Origin of the sequence: Microcystis sp. LE19-131.1A (assembly GCF_027532015.1) — a bacterium.
GTDB classification, from domain to species: domain Bacteria; phylum Cyanobacteriota; class Cyanobacteriia; order Cyanobacteriales; family Microcystaceae; genus Microcystis; species Microcystis ichthyoblabe_A.
This window is the reverse complement of record NZ_JAPZSS010000215.1, coordinates 1-23,256: the sequence shown is the minus strand read 5'-3', so window position 1 is coordinate 23,256 and position 23,256 is coordinate 1. Positions and strand designations below refer to the sequence as shown.

16 protein-coding genes and 2 pseudogenes are annotated in these 23,256 nt (G+C 43.8%); 8 read left to right on the top strand and 10 right to left on the bottom strand.

Annotated elements, in window-relative coordinates; all coding sequences use genetic code 11:
- Nucleotides 1–282: 282 nt before the first annotated feature.
- The 5 genes from O9323_RS15805 to O9323_RS15785 all read right to left on the bottom strand — a co-directional run bounded on the left by O9323_RS15805 (nt 283) and on the right by O9323_RS15785 (nt 6,899).
- A complete protein-coding gene (locus O9323_RS15805; RefSeq protein WP_002751578.1) occupies nt 283–1,656 on the bottom strand; it encodes a TIGR03279 family radical SAM protein in 1,374 nt (457 codons plus the stop codon).
- A 105-nt stretch (nt 1,657–1,761) separates the two neighbouring features.
- Entirely contained in the window at nt 1,762–2,094 is a 333-nt protein-coding gene (locus O9323_RS15800; protein WP_002751577.1) for a DUF4164 family protein, read from the bottom strand.
- Nucleotides 2,095–2,410: 316 nt separating this feature from the next.
- Entirely contained in the window at nt 2,411–4,288 is a 1,878-nt protein-coding gene (gene ftsH4, locus O9323_RS15795; protein WP_193977306.1) for an ATP-dependent zinc metalloprotease FtsH4, read from the bottom strand.
- A gap of 77 nt (nt 4,289–4,365) precedes the next feature.
- Nucleotides 4,366–5,550 (bottom strand): tetratricopeptide repeat protein, encoded by a 1,185-nt coding sequence (locus O9323_RS15790; protein WP_002751574.1) that lies wholly within the window; start codon nt 5,548–5,550, stop codon nt 4,366–4,368.
- Between the two features lie 134 nt (nt 5,551–5,684).
- Nucleotides 5,685–6,899, bottom strand: coding sequence for an RNA-guided endonuclease InsQ/TnpB family protein (locus O9323_RS15785; RefSeq protein ID WP_002751573.1), 1,215 nt, complete (start codon nt 6,897–6,899; stop codon nt 5,685–5,687).
- A gap of 78 nt (nt 6,900–6,977) precedes the next feature.
- On the opposite strand from O9323_RS15785, the pseudogene O9323_RS15780 reads away from it, so the two are divergent.
- A pseudogene (locus tag O9323_RS15780) lies at nt 6,978–7,184 on the top strand (IS200/IS605 family transposase); the annotation flags it as partial.
- A gap of 168 nt (nt 7,185–7,352) precedes the next feature.
- Here the strand turns inward: O9323_RS15780 and O9323_RS15775 are convergent.
- Nucleotides 7,353–8,828, bottom strand: a complete 1,476-nt coding sequence (locus O9323_RS15775; protein WP_002751572.1) for a leucyl aminopeptidase — start codon at nt 8,826–8,828, stop codon at nt 7,353–7,355.
- Nucleotides 8,829–9,414: 586 nt separating this feature from the next.
- Between O9323_RS15775 and O9323_RS15770 the strand changes: the two genes are divergently transcribed.
- The 4 genes from O9323_RS15770 (at nt 9,415) to O9323_RS15755 (ending at nt 15,060) form a co-directional block, all read left to right on the top strand.
- Nucleotides 9,415–10,542, top strand: coding sequence for an aldo/keto reductase (locus O9323_RS15770; protein ID WP_149107479.1), 1,128 nt, complete (start codon nt 9,415–9,417; stop codon nt 10,540–10,542).
- 132 nt (nt 10,543–10,674) lie between these two features.
- A complete protein-coding gene (gene fba / locus O9323_RS15765) occupies nt 10,675–11,754 on the top strand; it encodes a class II fructose-bisphosphate aldolase (protein WP_002744497.1) in 1,080 nt (359 codons plus the stop codon).
- A 265-nt stretch (nt 11,755–12,019) separates the two neighbouring features.
- A complete protein-coding gene (ctpA, locus tag O9323_RS15760; protein ID WP_149107478.1) occupies nt 12,020–13,258 on the top strand; it encodes a carboxyl-terminal processing protease CtpA in 1,239 nt (412 codons plus the stop codon).
- Between the two features lie 497 nt (nt 13,259–13,755).
- Complete coding sequence (locus O9323_RS15755; protein WP_288125400.1) at nt 13,756–15,060, top strand: ABC transporter substrate-binding protein; 1,305 nt, start codon at nt 13,756–13,758, stop codon at nt 15,058–15,060.
- A gap of 524 nt (nt 15,061–15,584) precedes the next feature.
- Here O9323_RS15755 and O9323_RS15750 read toward each other — a convergent pair.
- The 3 genes and pseudogenes from O9323_RS15750 to O9323_RS15740 all read right to left on the bottom strand — a co-directional run.
- Nucleotides 15,585–16,772, bottom strand: coding sequence for an FtsW/RodA/SpoVE family cell cycle protein (locus O9323_RS15750; protein ID WP_043997149.1), 1,188 nt, complete (start codon nt 16,770–16,772; stop codon nt 15,585–15,587).
- Nucleotides 16,773–16,843: 71 nt separating this feature from the next.
- A complete protein-coding gene (locus tag O9323_RS15745) occupies nt 16,844–17,788 on the bottom strand; it encodes an isoaspartyl peptidase/L-asparaginase (RefSeq protein ID WP_002751560.1) in 945 nt (314 codons plus the stop codon).
- 262 nt (nt 17,789–18,050) lie between these two features.
- Nucleotides 18,051–18,188, bottom strand: a pseudogene (locus O9323_RS15740) (geranylgeranyl reductase); the annotation flags it as partial.
- A 254-nt stretch (nt 18,189–18,442) separates the two neighbouring features.
- On the opposite strand from O9323_RS15740, the gene O9323_RS15735 reads away from it, so the two are divergent.
- From O9323_RS15735 to O9323_RS15725, 3 genes are read left to right on the top strand one after another with little or no spacing between them, the layout of a single operon-like run.
- Nucleotides 18,443–19,645 carry a DUF262 domain-containing protein gene (locus tag O9323_RS15735; RefSeq protein WP_149107476.1) on the top strand — a complete coding sequence of 401 codons (1,203 nt, stop codon included), beginning with the start codon at nt 18,443–18,445 and terminating at the stop codon, nt 19,643–19,645.
- On the top strand, nt 19,639–20,742 hold the full coding sequence (locus tag O9323_RS15730) for an AAA family ATPase (protein WP_149107475.1): 1,104 nt from the start codon (nt 19,639–19,641) through the stop codon (nt 20,740–20,742). The genes O9323_RS15735 and O9323_RS15730 overlap by 7 nt, the downstream gene beginning before the upstream one ends.
- A 1-nt stretch (nt 20,743) precedes the next feature.
- Nucleotides 20,744–21,538 carry a hypothetical protein gene (locus tag O9323_RS15725; protein WP_002751552.1) on the top strand — a complete coding sequence of 265 codons (795 nt, stop codon included), beginning with the start codon at nt 20,744–20,746 and terminating at the stop codon, nt 21,536–21,538.
- Between the two features lie 190 nt (nt 21,539–21,728).
- Here the strand turns inward: O9323_RS15725 and chlP are convergent, their stop codons facing one another.
- Nucleotides 21,729–22,946 (bottom strand): geranylgeranyl reductase, encoded by a 1,218-nt coding sequence (gene chlP / locus O9323_RS15720; RefSeq protein WP_002751549.1) that lies wholly within the window; start codon nt 22,944–22,946, stop codon nt 21,729–21,731.
- Nucleotides 22,947–23,256: the final 310 nt, after the last annotated feature.

The window sequence follows — 23,256 nt, the reverse complement described above, 5'->3', positions numbered from 1 at the left end:
ATTATTGTAGGGGCGAATTGCATTCGCCCTCTTTTAATCACTTTTACTGCTCACCAATATGTGAGAAAAAGTCACAGATAGGAGATGCACCCAATCCGATTACCATAAACAGTTATCAGTGCCAAGAAAACGGCAATTTTCTACTTAATAACGCTCACTAAAAACTCAAATCAATTTGGTCGAAATATCTATATTATATTTGGGCGCACGCGATGCGCCCCTACCATTGGCGCAATAATATTATTGTAGGGGCGAATTGCATTCGCCCTCTTTTAATAACTTTTACTGCTCACCTATATGTGAGGGAAAGTCAGAGAAAGGATTGAGAGTAAGACAAGTTTTAATTAATTCCTCCACTCCCAGGACTGGATAAATAGGGACTCTTAACTGATTAATAACAGTTTCTAGGGTGATATCATCTAAAAATACCGCTTCCCCATGCTTAAGCATGAGAGAAGGTAATAAAACCCCATCCCCAAGATTTTTACCTTGTAATCCTTTGAGAATATCTTGCCCGGTTAATAAACCCGTAACCGTGATTTCCTGCCCCCAATAATCACTATTTAAAGCCACTAATTCCACGGTTAAACCCTGCACCTTATTTAACTGTTTAACTAGGGGTTGAAAAGCTTGTTCTACCGCATTTCCCACTACCCATACCAACCGTCTAGAGGGAGTAATTTGAGCAGGCAATAACTTCTTGGCTGTCTTCTGAAAATCCCTAATAAATTGACGAATAGAGCCAACTCCGTTACCGATTTGGGGATAGTCTTCGTAGTGAGATTGAGGGGGTAAATCGACTCGGGCAATTAAAAACCATTCATCGGCTAACCACAGCACATTACTGCCAAATTCTTGACGAAATTTTTTCTGTAAAGTTTGGACTTGTTCAATAACTTCTCGCGCTTTTTCTTGACTAACGGGAATTAATTCATCTTCTTGGGGACGAAAGCGGGTTAATCCCACGGGAACTACGGCAATCGACTCCACACAGGGAATATCTCCCCGATGAAAAGAAACCAGATCTAACAGAGTTCTTTCGAGATGAATTCCATCATTAATATTGGGACAAACTACCACTTGTGCATGAATTTGTAATTGTCTCGCTTGTAGCCACTTTAAATGGTCTAAAATTTGACCAGCGCGGTGATTTTTTAAGAGACGAATTCTCAGATCGGGTTCCGTGGCATGAACGGACACAAAAAGCGGTGATATCCGCATCTTTTCGATCCGCTGCCATTCTTTTGAGGTGAGATTAGTTAAGGTTAAATAACTGCCATAGAGAAAACTTAAGCGATAGTCATCATCTTTATAGTATAAAGTTTCTCTTTTGCCCTCTGGTTGTTGATCGATAAAGCAAAAAGGACATTTGTTATTACACTGAATTAAGCCATCAAAAAGGGCAGTTTCAAACTCTAAACCTAAGTCTTCATGATAATCTTTTTCGATTTTTACTTGGTGAGTTTTGCCCTGACTATCAAGCACTTCTAGGGTTAAAAATTCATCGGCACATAAAAATTGATAATCGATTAAGTCCCGGGGACGATTACCATTAATAGAGACGAGCGAATCCCCGATTTCAAAACCTACCTCGGCGGCGATCGAATCTGGGATGACACCACTAATTTTAGCTGGACGAATAGTTAATTCACTCATATTTTTAGGTCGCCATCCAATTATTTAACTGCATTTCCCAGAGAGTCTTTGGCTGCGTTTTAATATTTGTCAAGTTAATTCTACAGCATTTTAGGGCGATCGCTGTTAGGGATTGGGGAAAAAACCAAAAAGTTTAGCAGCCCCTCCTAAAATGGCTACAACCAGAGCGATGAGAATCCCCCGATTGGTAAATTCCTGATAGGCAACTCTTGCAGTTAACCCTTTAATTTCTGTGGTTAGTCGCTCATCCAAGGCTTTAATCTCCCCTTTGAGTTCGACTTGTCCTATTTCCACTTTCGTCAACCGTTCTTCTATCTTATCAAATCTCTCATCTACCTGATCAAATCTCTCATCGATCCGTTTTTCCAGAGAGTCGATTTTCCCCTCAATCCTTGTCAGAACTGCTTCTAGGGAATAAGTGACGGTTTCGTTAGCCATTTTCTGTCTCCTTTAGCTCTTCTGGATTCACCATCGTGATCTCAATATCAGTATCGCTGATTTTTGCCTGCAAGTTTCAATCTCTAATAGGGGTTAAGATTAATTGGAACGCTGTAGGGTTGATTCATGAATCAACCCTACAAAGTATTAATCTCTAATAGGGGTTAAGATTAATTGGAACTTTTGGGGTTCTGGGACTGCGGAGAGGCAAAGGGCAAAAGGAGGAATGAATAATCAGTTTTTAATAATCAGATTTAGTATAATGGCAAAAAACCCATCTTTGTTCAAGATGGGGTAAGGCAAAAATCAAATCAATCTAAACAGTAACAGGTTCTCGATCGAGGGGTTTAACGCGCTCGAGCAGTGCTTGCAATTGTTCCCCTTCAATCACCTCTTTACTGAGGATTTCTTGGGCAATTTCTTCGAGCAAATCGCGATTTTGAGCCAGGATATCCAGGGCCTGCTGATGACCATTTTCGACAATCTCTTTCACTTCATTGTCGATCGCTTTGGCCGTGTCATCGCTCACCAAGCGCCGGGGATTCATCATACCATCTCCCAGAAAGCTATTCTGTTGACCTTTTTCGTAGGCTAGAGGACCGAGAGTCTTACTCATACCATAGGTCGTCACCATGCGTTCGGCCAAGTCCGTCGCCCGCTGCAGGTCATTAGCAGCCCCAGTAGTAATACTACCAAAGATAATTTCCTCGGCGGCCCGACCGCCTAAAAGAGTAGCAATTTGGTCGCGTAATTCCGTATCATCCATAAGGAAACGGTCTTCCGTGGGCATTTGCAGGGTATAACCGAGGGCTGCCATGCCGCGAGGCACGATCGAAATCTTAGCAACTTTACCACCCCCCGGCATAACTGCACCGACGAGAGCGTGACCAACTTCGTGATAAGCGACGATTTTCTTCTCTTTTTCCGAGAGAACCCGGCTTTTCTTCTCTAAACCCGCCACTACCCGCTCGATTGCCTCATTAAAGTCCTCTTGGGCGACGGTGCTGCGTTGATTGCGGGCTGCCAATAAAGCGGCCTCATTGACTAGATTAGCTAAGTCAGCACCGGCAAAACCGGGGGTACGGGTAGCAATCTGTTTTAAATCCACACCCGATCCTAATTTTACCTTACCTGCGTAGATTTCGAGGATTTTTAAGCGTCCAGCCAGATCGGGGCGATCAACTAACACTTGACGATCAAAACGGCCGGGGCGTAAAAGGGCGGTATCAAGAGTTTCGGGGCGGTTAGTGGCGGCCAGCACGATCACCGTCGCATCACCAGCGTTAAAACCGTCCATTTCCGTCAATAATTGGTTTAAAGTCTGTTCCCGTTCATCGTTACCCCCCATAAAATTACCGTTAGCGCGAGATTTACCGATCGCGTCTAATTCATCGATAAAAATAATACAGGGGGCTTTTTTCTTGGCCTGTTCAAACAGATCTCGCACTCGGGCCGCACCCGCACCGACAAAGAGTTCCACGAATTCCGAACCCGAGATACTAAAAAAAGAAACTCCCGCTTCTCCCGCTACTGCTTTTGCCAGCAGGGTTTTTCCTGTCCCCGGCGGACCAACTAGGAGGACACCCTTGGGAATCCGCGCCCCGATTTGAATGTAACGTTGGGGATATTTGAGAAATTCGACGATTTCGGCTAATTCGGTTTTCGCTTCTTCCACACCGGCCACATCTTCAAAAGTGGTTTTGGTGGTGTCTCCTTCCACATAGACTTTAGCGCGACTTTTGGTAATCGAGAGGGCCCCGGCCGGACCACCGCCACCGCTGCGAGCGAGGAAAAATTGCCAAATACCAACAAAAATCAGGGGAGGAATCACCCAACTAAGGACACTACCAATCCAGCCATTTTTTGGCGGTGGTGCGGCGGCGAACTCTACGCCCTTGGCTTCCAGACGTTTGGGCAATTCTAGGTCAAAAATCGGTGTAGTGCTGAAAATTCGTCCGTAGTTGCCCTCTTGGTCGTTTTTAAGCTGATAACGAATCTCATTCTGTCCTACGGATACCCTAGCGACGTTGCCATCTTCCACTTGGTCGATAAAAAGACTATAGGGAACTTTGGGGACGCTAGGGCCAAATAATTGCGGAAAAAGGAGGTTAACAATCAGAAATAAGCCGCCCACGGCTAATAAAACATTACCGATCAGGCGGGATTGTGAAGGAGGTTTGCTTTTTATACTCATTGCTGGGCCTGATTCATTAAAATTATTCTCTATCCTCTCCTCATTGTAGGCTGTTGACTGCTCAAGTTCAGATTAAATCAGGCAGGGGGATTACCGTCGTCTTCGGGCAGTTTTTGCTCTAGTAAAGCCTCTAGACGGGTTTGGGCAAGCTCAAAATCCGGCGCAATCCCTAAAGCTTTTTGATAACAGGCGATCGCTGCTTGGGTTTCGCCCAAATTTTCTAGGGTACTGCCGCGATTGTACCAAGCTTGATAAAAATTATCGTCCGCTCCTAGCACCTGTTGCCAACATTCTAAAGCTTCTTGCCAACGTTGCAGTCCGTATAGGGCGCTGCCTCTAGCGTTAATGATTTGGTGATCGTTGGGGGTGATTTCTAGGGCGCGATCATAACTATTTAACGCTTCTTCGTAGTTACCAATCATGGCTAAGGCACTACCACGATTATGCCAGGCCGAGGCTAATTGGGGGTCGATCTTTAAGGCCTGTTCCCAATCAGCGATCGCATTTGACCAATTGCCTAAATTTGCCTGTTCTAAGCCCTGATGAAACCAATCTTCGGCAGTTTCAGGGTTTTTACCTTCCTGGGCGGAAAATTGAGCGATGAGACTATCAATAATGCTTTCTGCGTCCTTATTTTCGATGCCCAATTGTTCGGCCATTTGGCCCGCTAGGGTAGAATCGTTTTGCAGACGGTCAAATAATTCATCGAGGGTGAGGGTTTCTAATTGGGGATTTTCTGGGTCATTACCGTTAAAATCGCTAGTTTCACCGGAATATAAGAGATTTTCTGGGGGTTGCGGCAGGGAATAACTGCCCGGGGCCTCATCTTCCCCGGCGTATTCCCAGATTAAAGTGGCAGTTTCTTTGCTGTAGAGTTGATAACCGATCTCGTAGGAAGCTTCACCAATACGTTCAATCCCGGGGAAAGCGCGAGCTAATTCTCCCAAACGGATCATTCTGGTGGCGAGAATTTGGTTAAGGGAAGCGGAGGATTGCAGACGGGTGCCAAAGAGCTCTAACCATTCTACCCAATCTTTTTGCCGACCTCGATCGCCCAATTTCTCAAAAAATCTCAGAATTCTGCCTTCGTGCCAACCGTGGGCCACCCCATCGAGTAACTCCATATAGAGAAACTCGTAGTCTGTATCGGTTAGGGGAACAGATTCGATCGCTTGTACTTTCCCCTTTCCCCCTTGTCCCCCCAAAAGTCGGGTAAAAAAGTTTTCGATCGCACGCCAAAGTTTTCTTAAAAGTCCCTGCATTCTAATCTCGACACTGGTTTTATTAATCTTGCAAGCATCACCCAATTAGTCTAGCAGTTATCAGTTATCGGGGATTGACTCTCCCCCGCTAACCGCTCGCGCGGTGTAGCGGGGGATTCTCGGTTCTTAGGCTTTTAACTAGATCGACCGAGTTTAACCCAGTCGATCCCCGTCAAATCGCCTCCGCGAGCGTTTTCTAACACGGTCAGTCCGACCGCGTTTTTTCCTCGGTTCTCAATTACCTTCGCTGATGCCGTATCTCTCGGTTCAATGTGGCCGCAAGAATCACACCAGTGAACTCTTTCCGATAACGCTTTTTTACCAGTAATTGCGCCACAATTCGGACACTCTTGCGAGGTTCCGTTTTTATCAACCTTAAGATAATATTTTCCCCGTTTCCAAGCGACAAACGGTAATATCTCGTTAATAAAACTACCGATACCTGAATCCAGAGATTGTTTTCTAACGATCCCTCTAGACCAGGAAACGAAGTTAATATCTTCAACAAAGATATTATCAGCGAGATCGCAAAGGTAATGAGCTAACTTAAAATGCCAATCTCTACGAGTATTAGACACTTTTTCGTGTAATCTCGCTATCTTATCTTGGAGTTTTAACCAATTGTTCGAGCCTTTGACTTGATGTTTCAAGCGTCTTTGTAGCAATTTAAGCTTACTCTGTACTTTCAACAAAAATCGAGGGGCTTTGATTAAATCTCCCCGTGAAGTAGCGACAAAACTCTCAATTCCCGCGTCAATTCCTAAACAGGTCTTCCCTACTGTCATATCGGGAACTAATTCCGTAGATTGGAAAGAAACCAAAACGTAAAATCCCGACGCTTTTTGGATAATTTGAGCTTGTTTAGGCTCGAACCCAGACGGGTACTCCCTAGATTTCCTAATCCGAATTTTTCCCAATTGTGGAAAATTTAAGTATTCGTCACCTAAGAAGTTTTTTGACAGCGCAGGAAAAACAAAACTCCGCATCTTTTTTTTGAATCTAGGAAAGCCGAAGCCTTTCGATTTTATATGGTCAAACGCTTTATCTACAGTTTTTAAAACTTGCTGTAAGACTTGAGCGTTAACCGTCTTTAATATCGGGTAAACTTTTTTAGCTTCCGTTAGATTTTTAGCTTGAACGAAGTAATTTGGATAGGGTTGATCCGCAGGAATTATGTACTCAGAAACTAGCGAACAGCGATCCGCAAGACACTTTCGAGAGTTTAACCAATCTTTCCGTTCCGAGAGCGCGTAATTATAAACGCTCTTACAAACATCAAGAATGTGGACAATCTCTCGTTCCTGTTTCTTGTTTACCTTTAGTTTGTACTGGTAGGTAAGCGTTATCACTGTCGTTAGTTTCGTGATGTGATGTATAGTTAAATTGTAACACTTACTGCCTAGTATATCAACTAATTACAATCATGGACCAAACTAATCGCTAACCTTAAAACAGTTAGTAGTCGCTTAATTAGACAAGAATTTCCGGATTTGGCGGCAAAGTATTTCGACAACAAACCCTATTTTTGGGCGGGAGCTTATTTCGTGGCTAGTTGTGGCGACGTTACTGTCGAACAACTAAAAAAATACGTCGAGAACCAAAACTCCCCAAAAGTGGAAAGGCTACTGCGTTAGTTTCATTCTGGTCGCGATTCATCTCCCGTTAACCGCTACGCAGTTTAACGGGAGTCCTCTCGCGACCTTGAGATAGGGGTGAGGGGTGGGGCAGATTTTTCAGGGATCGGTAAACAGTAAACAGTGAAAATACTCCTCACCTAATACCGCTTACCGATCACCGATAACTTAATTATTGGCCATTACCCAATTAACTAGAGTGCGGACGGGAAAACCGGTGGCCCCGGAATTATTAACGCCATTTTCTTTGTCGGACCAGACCGGTCCTGCGATATCTAGGTGGAGCCAGGGAGTATTATTAATGAATTGCTTCAAAAACAAAGCGGCTGTAATGGAACCGCCGGGGCGCGGGCCGGTGTTTTTCATATCGGCAATTGGAGACTTCAGACCCTCGAAATATTTTTCTTCTAGAGGCATTGGCCAGAATTTTTCGCCGGCTAATTTAGCGGCCTCTTGGAGTTGAGCAGCGAGACTCTCATCGCTACTCCATAAACCGGCGATATCGTCCCCCAAAGCGACGACACAGGCCCCAGTTAAAGTGGCTAGATCCACGATCGCATCCACCTCTAATTTTTCCGCAAAAACCAAGCCATCGGCCAGGGTTAATCGTCCCTCGGCATCGGTGTTATTGACTTCAATAGTTTTGCCGTTAGAAGCGGTTAAAATGTCCCCGGGGTGCATAGCGCGACCACTAATCATATTTTCCGTAGCCGGACAGATAAAGTGTACTTCCACTTCTGGCCGTAATTGGGCGATCGCCTTGGCCGCGCCTAGGGTGGCGGCACCACCCCCCATATCCGTTTTCATGGTTTCGATGCCGCTGCCGGCCCCTTTAATATTCAAACCGCCGGAATCAAAGGTTAGACTTTTACCGACGATTGCTAGTTTACGTTTCGGGGTTCCTTGGGGTTTATAGATTAAATGAAGGAATTTCGGGGGAATATCCGAGGCTTTGGCTACTCCTAGGAAGGCTCCCATACCCAAGCTTTCGCATTCTTCCTGTTCCAGAATATTAAGACTTAATCCGTATTCGGTGGCAATTTGCTCGGCGGTTTCTGCCATGGTTAGGGGGGTAACGGTGTTAGCGGGAGCATTGACTAATTCTCTGGCCAGAATCACCCCGGAACAGATTTGCTCGGCCTTGGCGATCGCAGATGCTTGCTCTCCTAAACCCAATAACTCGACGGTTGCTAATTTGGCTCCTTTTTCCTCCTTAGTGGACTTGAAGCGGGTATCCTGATGATTGGCCAGCAGCAGCCCTTCCGTGATTGCTCCGGCGGTGGCGGACTGATCCCCAACTACCGGTAAACTGATGGCCAGAGCTTGGCTTTTTTGTTGTTTGGCCAGACGAGCGATGGCGGCGGCCGCTAGACGCAGGGTTTGCAGGTCGAAATCGGCAGTTTTTCCCAATCCCACCAGGATTAATTTGCGAATCGGACCCCCACCACCTAGACGAGTCGCCGCACTGCTGCCTAATTTTCCCTCGAATTCCGTCTCGGAGATGAGATCCTCTAGGATTCCCCCCAGTTTATCGTTCAATTCTGCCAATTCTCCTGCAATCTCTATGGCTCCTTCTGGTAAACCTAGGGCTAAAGTATCTCCTGTCCAAGTAAGGAGCGAGGTGTCAGTCGATCGAATATCCATTCTTTATCTCGATAATTCTTTGCAAAATGCTTATATTAATCACTATACTGTAAGCTCTATCAGTGGCTGTCTTATTCTTTGTGTGATAAGTTTAACTTATATAGTAGTGATCGATCTCTGTGTCCTTTGTGTCTGGAGTGGTTCGTTCCACTCACTCGCCCATAAGACTGTATCTTAACGTCAGTTCGGGATAAGGGAATTTTGCCATAGCTTCCACGAAAGAATAGGAGTTTCAGGCTACGGTAGCATCAGGGTTTTAGCTTATCCCGAACTGAGGTTACCTACTTAGGGTTTGCGGCAAAAAGTTTTTCGTGGGGGCAGGGTGTGGGGTGTAGGGTGTAGGGTGTAGGGTTTTAGCGATTTTCAGGGGGTCAATTACCTAATTTTCAGGGAAAAAGTGCCTAAACTTCCCCCCGATCACCCCAATGTCTGGCACTTTTTGATGGGAAAAAAGTCTAAAATTCTTATCCAACAAGGTTTTTAGATTTATTCAGCAAGCCCTACTTAACTGGTAACTGATAACTGATAACTGATAACTGATAACTGGTAACTGGTAACTGGTAACTGGTAACTGGTAACTGAATCAATGCGTTATCGACGATTTGGCCGTACTAATTGGCAATTTTCGCTGTTTTCTCTGGGGACAATGCGCTGTTTGTCCTCAGAGTCGGTATTTGCCGCAACACTCGATCGCGCCCTAGAATTGGGGATTAATCACCTAGAAACGGCCAGAGGTTACGGTAATAGCGAAGTTTTTCTCGGTCGCTACCTGCAGCGTCAAGGGGTGCGGGAGCGGGTTTATCTGACCACGAAATTGGTCCCCACTCCCGATCGCCAAACTATGGAAAAAGCGATCGCCGAATCCCTAGAACGATTACAATTAAATCACCTCGATTGTCTAGCAATTCACGGTATTAACACCCGCGAGCATTTAAACTGGATTAAAGACCCGCAAGGCTGCATGAAAGCCGTTTTTCTGGCCCAAGAGGCTGGAAAAATCGGTCATATTGGCTTTTCTACCCATGCACCCCTAGAAATTATTCTGGAGACGATCAATACAGATTTCTTCGCTTTTGTCAATATCCATTACTATTTTTTTTGGCAAAGACAGCAACCAGCGATCGCTTTAGCCAGAGCAAAGGACATGGGTGTGTTTATTATTTCCCCTGCTGATAAGGGAGGTGGTCTCCACAGACCTCCTAAGAAGCTAGAGGAATTATGCGCCCCTTTTTCACCCCTAGAGCTAAATTATCGCTTTTTATTGAGCGATCCGCGCATTACTACCCTCAGCGTCGGGGCAGCGATCCCGGAAGAATTAGAGGCAATTATTAACGTATGCGAACGAGATCAGCCCCTAGATGCGGCAGAAATTGCCGTTTTTAAGCGTTTAGAGGCACATTTAACCGATAAATTGGCTACAGATTTATGTAGCCAATGTTATCAATGTTTACCCTGTCCCGAAAATATTAACATCCCTGAAGTGTTGAGACTGCGGAATCTGGCAGTAGCTTACGAAATGACCGATTTTGGCCAGTATCGCTATCGAATGCTGGAAAATGCCGGTCATTGGTTCCCCGGACGCAAGGCCAATAATTGTACTGAATGTGGTGATTGTTTACCTCGCTGCCCGGAAACATTGCCAATTCCCAGTCTGTTATTTGATACACACGAACTACTTAAAGGACCAGCGCAACGGAGATTGTGGTCATCTTAGGACGAAACCTAGAAAAATTTTTTTTGGGGATCGTCAAAGTGTAAAAACTATCTTAAGATTAACAGGTAAGAGAATTAACTTTCTTGAATTTAAAGAGACAAAAAACAAGAAATAGATTAAGGAGTAAAGGATATGGCACTCGTCCCCATGCGGTTATTGTTGGATCACGCGGCTGAGAACGGATATGGCATCCCCGCTTTTAACGTAAATAATATGGAGCAGATCCAAGCGATCATGCAAGCGGCGGCAGCCACCGATAGCCCCGTTATCCTGCAAGCTTCTCGCGGTGCGCGCAAATATGCAGGGGAAAACTTCCTGCGTCACTTGATCACCGCCGCGGTGGAAACCTATCCTCATATCCCCATCGTGATGCACCAAGATCACGGTAATGAACCCGCCACCTGCTACTCGGCGATCCGTAACGGTTTCACCAGCGTCATGATGGATGGTTCCTTAGAAGCGGATGCTAAAACTCCCGCCACCTACGAGTACAACGTTAACGTTACTGCTGAAGTAGTAAAAGTTGCTCACTCGATCGGTGCTAGTGTGGAAGGGGAACTCGGTTGTTTAGGTTCCTTAGAAACCGGTAAAGGAGAAGCAGAAGACGGTCACGGTTTTGAGGGAGAATTAGATCACTCGATGCTGTTAACCGATCCCGATGAAGCGGTGGATTTCGTCGAAAGAACCCAAGTAGATGCTTTAGCAGTAGCCATTGGTACTAGCCACGGCGCTTACAAATTTACCCGCAAACCCACCGGCGAAATTCTCGCTATTAGCCGTATTGAAGAAATTCATAACCGCTTACCCAATACTCACTTGGTTATGCACGGTTCTTCCTCGGTTCCCGAAGATCTCCTCGAATTAATCAACCAATTCGGTGGCGCTATCCCTGAAACCTACGGTGTTCCCGTGGAAGAAATCCAAAAAGGCATCAAGAGTGGTGTGCGTAAAATCAATATCGACACCGACTGCCGTTTAGCAATTACCGCCGCAGTTCGTGAAGCACTATTCAGCAACCCGAAAGAGTTTGATCCCCGTTTCTTCCTGAAACCCTCGATCACCTATATGCAGAAAGTTTGTGCTGATCGCTATCAACAATTTGGTACCGCCGGTAACGCCAGCAAAATCAAACAAATGTCCCTCGATGACTACGCAGCCAAATATGCTAAAGGGCAATTAACCCAAGTCAGCAAAAAAGTTGTGGCTGTCTAGTGGCTGAACAATTAAGCGATCGCTTAATGGCACCGATCTAGTAGAATTTTTTGGGGTAGTTAACCATAACTACCCTCTTTTTTATCAGGAACGATCGATCTTTGTGTCCTTTGTGTCTCTGTGGTTCGCTCTACGCGCTCGGCCACAGGACTGTATCTTAGAATACATTTTATCCACCAAACCCGGGAGAGCCGAATCGATTTCAGAGAAAAGACTATACTGAAAATAATCAGCAGATCAGCACTGGATTTATAAGAGAAGCAAGATGAGAAAAAAATCGTTGTGGGCGGGATTATTGGTGGGATTTTGGTTTTGTCTGACTTGGATGGCATGGACACCCACAGCAGCCGCCTTTAGCGAAGAACAAAAATTAATACTGCAATCTTGGCGATTAGTCAACCAATCCTATTATGATGACACCTTTAATCATCAAAACTGGTGGCAGGTGCGGGAACAATTCATCAAAAAACCCCTCAACGATCGGACGGCGGCCTATAATGCGATCGAACAGATGTTAGCCACTCTCGATGAACCTTTTACCCGTCTCTTGCGACCGGATCAATACCATAACCTACAAATTAGCACCACGGGGGAATTATCGGGGGTAGGACTGCAAATTAATATCAATCCTGACAATGGTTACTTAGAAGTAGTTGCCCCCCTTGCCGGTTCTCCTGCTGAGGCCGCTGGTTTGACTAGCCACGATCGCATTTTGTTTATTGATGGCATCGATACCACTACTTTAACCCTCGATGCGGCGGCGGCTAAAATGCGCGGGACCGCCGGAACAGAAGTTTCCTTAGTCATTCTTCCCGATCAAAAAAGTCAACCAAAAACCCTATCTTTAACCCGTCAACGCATTTCTTTAAGTCCAGTGGTAGCGGTTTTAGATAAAAATTCTAGTTCCTTGCCCATCGGTTATGTGCGCTTAAATCAATTTAGTGCTAACGCTGCCAAAGAAGTCTCGGAAGCAGTGACGAATTTACAAAAACAAGGAGCCAAGGGTTATATTTTGGATCTAAGAAATAACCCCGGTGGTTTACTGCAAGCGGGCATAGAAATCGCTCGGATGTGGATTAATCAGGGAACGATCGTTTATACGGTTAATCGCGAGGGAATTGCCGATAGTTTTGCCGCTTCTGGCAATGCTTTAACCGAGGCGCCTTTAGTCGTTTTAGTCAATCAGGGAACCGCCAGCGCCAGCGAGATTTTAGCCGGAGCATTACAGGATAATCAACGAGGGGTTTTAGTGGGAGAAAAGACTTTCGGTAAGGGATTAATTCAGTCCCTATTCGAGTTACCCGATGGGGCAGGATTAGCGATTACTGTGGCTAAATATGAAACTCCTGCCCACCATGATATTCATAAGTTAGGCATTATGCCGGATCAAGTGGTAGCACAGGAACCGATCACCTATGAGGAAATCGGCACCGAAAAAGATAGTCAATACCAAACGGCAATTCAGTTTTTAAACCAGAAGACCGTTTTAGCCAAAGCTTCCTAAGTAGGGTTTTCAGTTATCAGTTATCAGTTACCAGTTATCAGATGCGAGTTTTCAGGATTCTTCGTTACTTGGTCTGCTTCGATCGGGTGGCATAAATCGACTAAATTCTTATCTGGCAAGAGACTTAATTGATTAGTTCGTTAGAGAGGGAAAATAATTGACCAAGATCCCATCAATGTCTTTCTATATAAGGGTTTCATCCCTTATAACCCCCTCCATTGCCTAACACAAACAAAAAGAACCGTTTTCAGTTCACTGTTCACTGTTTACTGTTTACTGATCACTGGACGGCTACGCCGTGCCTTTGGCAACACTGAAAAAACTTCCCACACCCCACACCGGACGGCATAGATCGAACAAATTAGCCATTTTTTCCATCAATATCTAAATTAAGATGAAAACCTGTTTGATTTGGAGAGAATGCTAACATCGATTAGAATTTTCCCAGTCCGGGTTTTTCAGCCTTGCAACCTTAACTCATCCTTGATTTTACTGCCATGCAGAGATATATTCGATCGCCCCTAGCCTTAACCCTGAGCATCAGCCTCTTAGCTAATTTTTTAACCGCTTGTAATAATGCCCAAACCCCCGATAACACTGCCTCTAGTCCCACCACCACTGCCCCCAGTGATGAGGGACTAAAATTAGGGGCCTTACTGCCCATTACCGGAGATTTAGCCGCTATTGGTCAAAATATGCCCGAAGCAGCCACCCTAGCGGTGGAGACTATCAATGCCTGTGGTGGAGTCAATGGCAAACCCGTCACCCTGGTGAAAGAAGATGACCAAACCGATCCCGCCGCCGGTGCTTCAGCAATGACGAAACTAGCGGAGGTGGATAAAGTAGCTGGTGTGATCGGTTCCTTTGCCAGTAGCGTCTCGGGAGCAGCCGTCGATGTGGCGGTGAGAAATAAAGTTATGTTAGTCTCTCCGGGTAGCACCAGTCCTGTATTTACTGACAGGGCGAAAAAAGGCGATTTTAAAGGTTTTTGGGCGCGGACGGCTCCCCCGGATACCTACCAAGCTCAAGCTTTAGCAGTCCTAGCTAAGAAAAAGGGTTTTCAAAATGTGGCCACCGTCGTGATCAATAACGATTATGGAGTCGGATTTGAACGGGAATTCGTGAGCGCTTTCGATAAATTAGGCGGCACGATCACTAATAAGCAAAATCCCGTCCGTTATGACCCGAAAGCTGCCACTCTCGATAGTGAAGCGGCGGCTGCCTTCGCTAACCAACCGGATGCTGTAGCGGCAGTCCTTTACGCTGAAACGGGCAGTTTATTGCTACAAGCGGCCTATAAACAGGGATTGACCAAAGGAGTTACTGTCCTCCTCACCGATGGGGTTTATTCGGAAGATTTCACCAAACAGGTGGGGAAAGGAACTGATGGTAAGTCAATTATTGCTGGGGCCCTAGGCACTGTCCCCGGGGCCGACGGTCAAGCTTTAAGCGCTTTTACTACTCTCTGGAAGGAAAAAACTGGCAAGGATGTCACCGCTTTTGTTCCCCATACTTGGGACGCGGCGATTTTATTGATGTTAGCAGCCGAGGCGGCTAAATCTAACACCGGGGAAGGGATTCAAAGCAAGATTCGTGAGGTGGCTAACGGACCTGGGACGGAAGTAACCGATGCTTGTCAAGCTATGGAAATGATTCGCAAAGGCGAAGATATTAACTATCAGGGGGCCAGTGGCAATGTGGATATCGATGAAAATGGCGATGTGGTCGGTAGTTACGATGTCTGGACTGTTAATGATGACGGCACTCTCAAGGTTATCGATCAGGTGACACCTAATCAGTGATCAGTAATCAGTAATCAGTGATCAGTAATCAGGAGATTGTTTTTATTTATTCTCTCTGCTCTCCTTCTCCCCTCTCTCCCCTCAACACCCACGAAGTCCGTTGACAGCAGCATACTTTGTGCTTTTTGTCAAAAAAACTTTTTTTTTGCAACAAAACTACACAAAAAAAAGATCATCGTTGTGGGTGAAATTGACTAATTTACCCGTCTTGATTAGGATTACCTTCTAGCTGTGGCAAGGGTTTCAAGCGTTGCTGTCCAAAAAAGCACAGAACTGCCCACTATGAAATTCAGTAAAATCGCTGTAACCATGATAACATCGTTGTTAAATAAAAATCTTTCTCAATTAATTTTTAAGAATTTGTAAATATTGCGGAATGTTAATTTAAATATTCTCAAGTTTTTGGCATCAATCAATAATTTTTACTTATCTTTGACCAATATCGGGTTAGGAGTCAGAAGTCAGGAGATAGGAGATTATTTTTATTTATTCTTCCCACACCCCACTTCATAATTCCCAATCCATCACTGATGACTGAAAACCGAGACAGTTTTCTGAGGACTTTTTTTATTGGTGGGAACTGGATCGGGGTCATTTTCTTCCCTGGCCACCCGGATTAAGAGGGCGGCTAAAAAGAGACTGGCTAAACTGGAACTGCCGCCATAGCTAAAGAGAGGGAAAGGTAGGCCCGTAGTGGGTAAAGAACCAGTAGCCACACCGATATTTAACAGAGATTGACCGATTAAAATTACCATCGCCCCGATCGCCACTAATTTTTTGATGCGATGACGACATTTAACCGCCACGATCAGGGCGAGAGTAGCGTAGAGAAATAGCATGATTAACAGTAAAATACCGCCAATAAAACCAAATTCCTCGCCAAAGACAGCGAAAATAAAATCCGTATCTGGGAAGGGTAGATAAAATAATTTTTGTTGGGATAAACCGTAACCGCTGCCAGTGGTTCCGCCAGAACCGATCGCCAGTAAACTCTGCACTAATTGATAACCATCACCCCGGGGATCCTGCCAGGGGTCTAGGAAAGATAAAATCCGTTTTCTCTGGTATTCGCGGAAAGTAACACTGACCACGGCCATAGTTAAACCCAGTAAAGCGGTGCTGGTCATGTAGGATAAAGGCAGACCGGAGGCAAGAGCGATCAGCCAGAGAGTTATACCACACAGAGCAGTGGTACTCAAGTTAGGTTGTAAGAGGATGCCGGCTAGAATGAGTCCAAAAATAGTGATCCAAGTTAACCGTTGATTGACATTTAAACGCGGCCATCCACCGAAAACCGCCGCTCCTTGCAGGACGAGAAACGGTTTCATAAATTCCGACGGTTGCAAGAGAATCGGCCCGATTTTAATCCAACGGGTGGCACCATTGATATTAGCTCCCAAACCGGGGATGAGAGTGATCAAAATTAATCCTAAAACTAATAAAATCATCCAGGGGGCGATTTTGAGGAGTTTCTCGATCGGCAATCGCACCAGGAAATTAAAGCCAATTAAGCCAACCCAAAGCCAGATTAATTGGCGGATAAAATAGTATAGTCCGTTATCAAAGCGACTGTCAGCCAGAGCGTAGGAAGCAGAAAAAAGCACGACTAACCCGACTAACAGCCACAAAAAAGTCATCCAGCGCAATAATCGCGCTTCGGCTGACCAGTTTTTCACATCGGGGTCAAAAATAGGGATAATATATTGCCACACGGAGATTTTTCGCAAAGAAGTATCTTGCACAGATTAACCAAAAGGACTAGGCTCGATCGCAGTTTGTTCCACTATCCGACGGCGACATGACCGATTAAACCCGCGTTTTCACCGTGCCATTCTAGGGTATCACCGATCGCCTGACCGTCGTGATAGGCAGCCAAGAGAATTTCCGCCGTTTTCCCCCAAACAATATTACCCTGACGATCAAGGGAAATCATGCCCAGATCCCGACCATTAGTTTGGGATTCGTGCATCGATTTCTCCACGGCAGCGGCGAGGGAAAAACCATCGGTGACGCGAATGACCACCTTAGCGGCTAAACACTCATCGATAATATCTTCCCCGACCCCCGTACAGCTTACTCCGGCCCATGGATTGGCATAATTGCCAGCCGGCATGGCACTGTCACTAACGCGACCGATTCTTTCTAATCCCTTCCCCCCGGTAGAAGTTCCGGCGGCGATGTCTCCTTGCTGATCAAGGGCCACCACCCCGATAGTTCCCCGTTGTGCTGACGAATCGGCGAATAAACGGGCCATTTTGCGATTAAAGTTCGTCTTTCTTTCTTCCATCCATTCTTGAATCCGATAATCGGTTAGGGGATCATAGAGGGGAATTTGTAATTCTCGGGCCAGATCTGCAGCCCCAATTTCCGAGAGAATGCGATCCTCTTGACTTTGGAGAAATTGAGCCAGGCTAATGGGATTCTGTACCCGCGAGACGTTAATGACACCGCTTAAACGCTGGTGACGACCATCCATCAAGGCTGCACTCATTCGCACCTGACCGTCCGATTGCACCACCGAACCGGTTCCAGCATTAAATCGCGGTTCATCCTCCAGTAACATACATCCTTTTGTCACCGCTTCTACAGCACTAGCACCATTGTCAAGGAGGTTGTAAATATTCTTAACAATCCCCCGGAGAGAATCGCGCACTGATTCTAAACCACCTTTATCCTCTAGGGAACTCGCTCCCCCATGAATAATTAACTTCGCATTTACTCTGGTCATCGAAAAATTGAGTCCGAAACCCCGTCTCTTGAGGACGGCTTTGCCATTAAATAGTAGCGCATTTACACCATATATCTTGACTTCCCCTTTAACAAAAGGGCCTAAACTGTACTGTCAGCTGCCCGCGCATTTAAATTATGAACAGCTTATCAAATATTTTTTCGGCATTTTTATTTGAATTAGAGAAGACAGGAAGAAACAACCCAAAAGAAAACCCAACCACCGCCATGGGGAGATTGGGTTTTCTGGTTATCAATGGATTTTAAGGGGCCAAAGCGTTACCGCGCAGGAGAGAACCGATAGTTTTAGCGGTAATCTTCATCTGTACGAGAGGATTAGCGGGAACAACGGTTTTATAGAGATAACTGTCAAAAGTCATCTTCTGTACGTCCTTTTGAGAATTGCCTTGGGAGTGATCGGCAAGCTAGGTCAGAACAGGATTGAAGGGGTTGACATTTTATTTAGGTACGCTATATTCTAAAAACAATTGGCTCTCCCAGGTTTAGTGGGTAAAATGTATTCTAAAATACAGTCTGGGGGCAATGAGTGGAACGAACCACAGAGACACAAAGGACACAAAGATTGATCGCTACTATATAAGTTTAACTTATCACACAAGGAATAAGAGAGCCAACAATTTCATGGGACTATAATATGAAAAACAGTACAAATGATATCACATACGAACAATTAACATCCCAAGAAACTGAATTGCAAGACGAAAATAAAGAAGAAGAAGGAGAAGAAGAAGAAGGAGAAGAAGGAGAAGAAGAAGAAGGAGAAGAAGAAGAAGAAAGTTCAGACTTCTTCGATCCAACCCAAATCAGAATTACGACCAAACAAATAACCATGGATCTTCTGATCAAAAGAATTGAATATGAAGAAATTAACTTAAATCCTGATTTTCAACGTAACGCTAACATCTGGACTGATAAGGCTAAAAGCAGATTAATCGAATCTCTGTTAATACGAATTCCTCTGCCAGCATTTTATATGGATGCAACCAAGGAAGACGAATGGCTAATTATAGATGGATTGCAAAGACTGAGTACATTCAAAAGCTTTATTCTTGATGATAAGCTTGTCTTAAAAGACCTAGAATTTTTAAAGAACTTAGAAAAGAACAAGTATTCAGATTTATCTCGTAACTATAAACGCAGAATAAATGAAGCAGAGTTTATTGTGTATTTAATTGAACCTGGTACACCACCTAAAGTTAAGTATAACATTTTTAGAAGAATTAATACTGGAGGATTACCTCTCAATTTACAAGAATTTCGTCAAGCGATAAATCCAGGTAAAGCCATAAAAATTCTCAAGGAATTAGCAAACATTCCAGAATTCCAAAAATTGACAAGTTTTAGTCAAAAAAGAAAGAATCGCATGGTCGATCATGAATTTATCTTAGGATTTATTGCTTTTACTTTAATAAGCTACAATTCCTATTCGTCTGATAAAGGTCGGGATGATTTTTTAGATCAAGCAATGAAAAGGCTAAACAAAATAGATGAAAATCGAGTACAAGAAATCAAAAATAAGTTTATTTTTGCCATGAAAGCGGCAAATAATATTTTTGGAGAAGATGCTTTCCGTAAAATCCGTAAAATCACAGAAGATGGAAAAAGAAAATATCCTATCAATAAAGCTCTTTTTGAAAGTTGGTCAGTTACCCTGAGTGATTTAAGTGAACAAGAACTTGAAACATTAATTGAGAGAAAGGAGAACGTCAAGGAAGTTTTTATTAAAAAAATGGAAGATGATAGTAATTTTCTCGAATCTGTTTCTCAAGCAGCCACTAAAGTTCCCTATAGATTTGATACAATTAAAGAAATAATAAAAGAGGTGTTATCATGTTAGAATCATTAGTGTTAAAAAATTTTAAGATTTTTGAAAATCAATCTTTTGACTTAAAACCGCTAACTTTGCTCTCAGGATTAAATAGTAGTGGCAAATCCACTTTGCTACAATCCTTATTATTACTTCGCCAGTCCTATAAGCAGGATTTATTACCAAAGGAAGGATTAGCATTAAATGGTGATTTAGTTCGTATTGGAACAGCTAAAGACGCTCTCTTTGAAGGTGCAAAAGAAGATTCAATTACTTTTGAAATTACCAGCGCAGATCATGGTAAAAGTTCATGGGTTTTTGAATATGATCCTAATTCTGATGTTCTTCAACTATCTCCCCTGTCCCAAGATACTATTCCTCAAGAAATTTACCGATCCAATCTTTTTACTGATAAATTTTACTATCTACGAGCAGAAAGAATGTCTCCAAGTCCACATTTTGAAATTTCAGAATTTCAAGTCAAACAGCATAAACAGCTTGGAAGTAAGGGAGAATTTACAGCACATTTTCTTTCTATCTACGAAGAAGAGAAAATTAGAGATTCAAAATTAGAACATCCTCAAGCAATTTCTACAAGTTTTAAAAATCAAGTGGAAGCTTGGATTGGAGAAATTAGCCCTGGAACTAGAATCATAATCTCATCTCATCCAGAAATGGATTTAGTCAGTTTACAATACTCTTACGGACTGAGTAATCCTTATCGTCCTACAAATACTGGGTTTGGTATTACATATATACTACCTATTGTTGTGGCTTTATTATCATCTGTTACAGATACGTTAATTTTATTAGAAAATCCTGAAGCACATCTTCATCCAAAAGGACAATCTAAGATAGGAGAACTGTTAGCATTAGCGGCAAGCTGTGGGGTACAAATTATAGTAGAAACTCATAGTGATCATGTCTTAAATGGTATTCGTAGAGCGGTAAAAAATAAGAAAATTGATGCTCAAGATGTACGAATTCATTATTTTCAAAGATATTTGAAACAAGGACAAGCTGTATCAGAAGTTATTTCACCCATTCTTTATCAAGACGGAGGAATTGATCAGTGGCCTGATGGATTTTTTGATCAAGTGGAAAAAGATTTAATGGAGTTGCTTTAAAATGAAGTTTTTGATTAATGAACTTTCTTTTACTGGGCAAGCTAAAAACGACAATGAGGCTTACGAACTGCTCAAAAACTTATATGATATCATCCAAGAAGTAAAACCTATACAGAACAATTATCCTATCCAGACTCATAGTAGTTTATCTCAACAAAAAATATTATCTAATCTTACTATTCATCAATGGATTTGCCAAAAAATAAAGTCTCCTCATCCACAAGAGCAAGTGCTGGCTAAATTTTTGATACTAATTTTAACCAAGGGACCATTTATCGATAACCAAGGATTGCTTGAATCTTGCGAATGCTATTTTAACAACAAAAATATTACATCGAGTTCTTTAACTGGAGCGGTGAAACTTAAAGGTAGTTTACTCAGTTTACAAAAATCGGACGATTTTGTTGATGAAACCGTTGAGGTAACATTTCGAGAAGAAAACCAATCCTCTGAAAATGTTACCATCAGAAATTTAACCGAGATTACTCAATCTAGAAAATTATGTCCTCGTTACACTGGAACTCCTAAACATGATTCATCATTGAAAGGAACCGCACCTAGTGTTAAAGGAACTCCAATGGATTTAACAATCGAAGAAGCTCAAGAAGTCTTAAATCATTCCATAGATTATAAAAAAAAACGCTATGGATATCAAAAAGAAAAAAACAAGTTTTATGTATTTCATCCCAATAACAGTTATGATTCTTATGGCTATCCACTTTATCACGGGTTTCTAATTTCTGATTCTCAAGTTCCCCCTACAATTAAGAAAGACCTAGGAATAGGAAAACCATGACTCCCATCGAGGGGTAAGCGCATCTTAACAATCCTTGACAAAATGAACTTTATATGGGCTGCTTACCCACGATTCAGGCATATTTGAGGAGAATTTGCTATCTCAATTGTTAAGCAAGACAGGAGATGAAACAACCCAAAAGAAAACCCAACCACCGCCGGAGATTGGGTTTTCTGGTTATCAATGGATTTTAAGGGGCCAAAGCGTTACCGCGCAGGAGAGAACCGATGGTTTTAGCAGTAATCTTCATCTGTACGAGAGGATTAGCGGGAACAACGGTTTTATAGAGATAACTGTCAAAAGTCATCTTCTGTACATCCTTATCGGAACACATTTCCACAAAAGCTTCCCGGGTGGCATCGGTACGGTAGAAAACCCGTTGCAGGATATCTAATACCAGATAGGTCATACCGTATTTCTTATCCCAACGCTTGAGGTAGAGTTTTAACTCGTCCTCTGTGGGAATACGTTGGCCGCCGTTAGTGACTTCGACAATGGTTTCCGCACACATCCGCGCCGATTTAGCGGCGAAATAGATGCCTTCTCCCGAAGACTTAGTAACTGTTCCCGCAGCATCTCCCACCAGTGCCACGCGACCAACTACACGACGAGGACGGGGATGTTCGGGGATGGGGTGAGCCTCCACCCGGATGATTTCGCCTCCTTCCAGACGACGGGCCGCGCGAGCGCGAATACCAGCTTGTAGGTCTTTAATCATGGCTTTATTGACCTTCATTGTGCCAGTACCGACGGCGACGTGATCGTATTTGGGGAATACCCAAGCGTAGAAGTCGGGGGATACGTCTTTTCCTACATACATTTCCGCCAGGTCTTCGTAGTAGGCCATTTTATCTTGGGGAAGACGGATGCGTTCTTGGAAAGCGATCGCATAGTTGTAATCCCCGGCATCAATAGCTTTGGCAATGCGAGAATTAGCACCGTCGGCGCCGATAACCATATCCACCTTCAGAGATTTCATTTCCCCTTGGGAATTGCCGTGGGAGTGATCGGCGTAGTGTAGGGTATAGGGATCGGTGCTATTGGTGGGAATGTCGAGACCGTAAACGGTTCCGTTGATTAAATGCGCTCCTAATTTATGGGCGCGTTCTCTCATAAAACCGTCGAGGACTTCCCGACGACACATTCCGATATATTCGTCTTGATTATCGAGATTAATATCGACTTCGACGTTCGAGGGGGAGATCATTTTCATTTTTCTCACCCGGCGATCAATAATTTCAGGAGGTAGGTCAAATTCGCTCACCATACAGAGAGGAATCGCTCCACCACAGGGTTTAGCATTATCTAATTTGCGTTCAAATAAATAGGTTTCAATGCCTGCTTTAGCTAATGTTTCTGCCGCCGAAGAACCGGCCGGCCCTGAACCCACAACAGCGACTCTTAACACTCAGGTTTTCTCCTACATACTTACGAGCGAGTACGCTTTGCAGTGTACCACAGGGGTTTAGCCGAAAGGAACGATATCCTCCGATTCTGCCCGATCTTGCAACAGTGCTTAACATCCTCTGTTACAAAAGTTTATTTTACTGCCCGTAGATTTTTTTTAATCGATGTGTTGTAAGTAGTCATGCAAAATTAATTACCCAAATAAAAAATTAAGAAGTATAATACATAAAAAAACGAAGCAGCAGGAAAATACAATGAGATTGATTAGAGACCTAAACCCCGAGAGCCAGAAAATGCTAGAGAGAATTTAT

What these genes read in the sequence shown, in the direction of transcription:
- O9323_RS15805 (WP_002751578.1), bottom strand. Translation starts at nt 1,656, where the DNA reads ATGAGTGAATTAACTATTCGTCCAGCTAAAATTAGTGGTGTCATCCCA.
- O9323_RS15800 (WP_002751577.1), bottom strand. Translation starts at nt 2,094, where the DNA reads ATGGCTAACGAAACCGTCACTTATTCCCTAGAAGCAGTTCTGACAAGG.
- ftsH4 (WP_193977306.1), bottom strand. Translation starts at nt 4,288, where the DNA reads ATGAGTATAAAAAGCAAACCTCCTTCACAATCCCGCCTGATCGGTAAT.
- O9323_RS15790 (WP_002751574.1), bottom strand. Translation starts at nt 5,550, where the DNA reads ATGCAGGGACTTTTAAGAAAACTTTGGCGTGCGATCGAAAACTTTTTT.
- O9323_RS15775 (WP_002751572.1), bottom strand. Translation starts at nt 8,828, where the DNA reads ATGGATATTCGATCGACTGACACCTCGCTCCTTACTTGGACAGGAGAT.
- O9323_RS15770 (WP_149107479.1), top strand. Translation starts at nt 9,415, where the DNA reads ATGCGTTATCGACGATTTGGCCGTACTAATTGGCAATTTTCGCTGTTT.
- fba (WP_002744497.1), top strand. Translation starts at nt 10,675, where the DNA reads ATGGCACTCGTCCCCATGCGGTTATTGTTGGATCACGCGGCTGAGAAC.
- ctpA (WP_149107478.1), top strand. Translation starts at nt 12,020, where the DNA reads ATGAGAAAAAAATCGTTGTGGGCGGGATTATTGGTGGGATTTTGGTTT.
- O9323_RS15755 (WP_288125400.1), top strand. Translation starts at nt 13,756, where the DNA reads ATGCAGAGATATATTCGATCGCCCCTAGCCTTAACCCTGAGCATCAGC.
- O9323_RS15745 (WP_002751560.1), bottom strand. Translation starts at nt 17,788, where the DNA reads ATGACCAGAGTAAATGCGAAGTTAATTATTCATGGGGGAGCGAGTTCC.
- O9323_RS15735 (WP_149107476.1), top strand. Translation starts at nt 18,443, where the DNA reads ATGAAAAACAGTACAAATGATATCACATACGAACAATTAACATCCCAA.
- O9323_RS15730 (WP_149107475.1), top strand. Translation starts at nt 19,639, where the DNA reads ATGTTAGAATCATTAGTGTTAAAAAATTTTAAGATTTTTGAAAATCAA.
- O9323_RS15725 (WP_002751552.1), top strand. Translation starts at nt 20,744, where the DNA reads ATGAAGTTTTTGATTAATGAACTTTCTTTTACTGGGCAAGCTAAAAAC.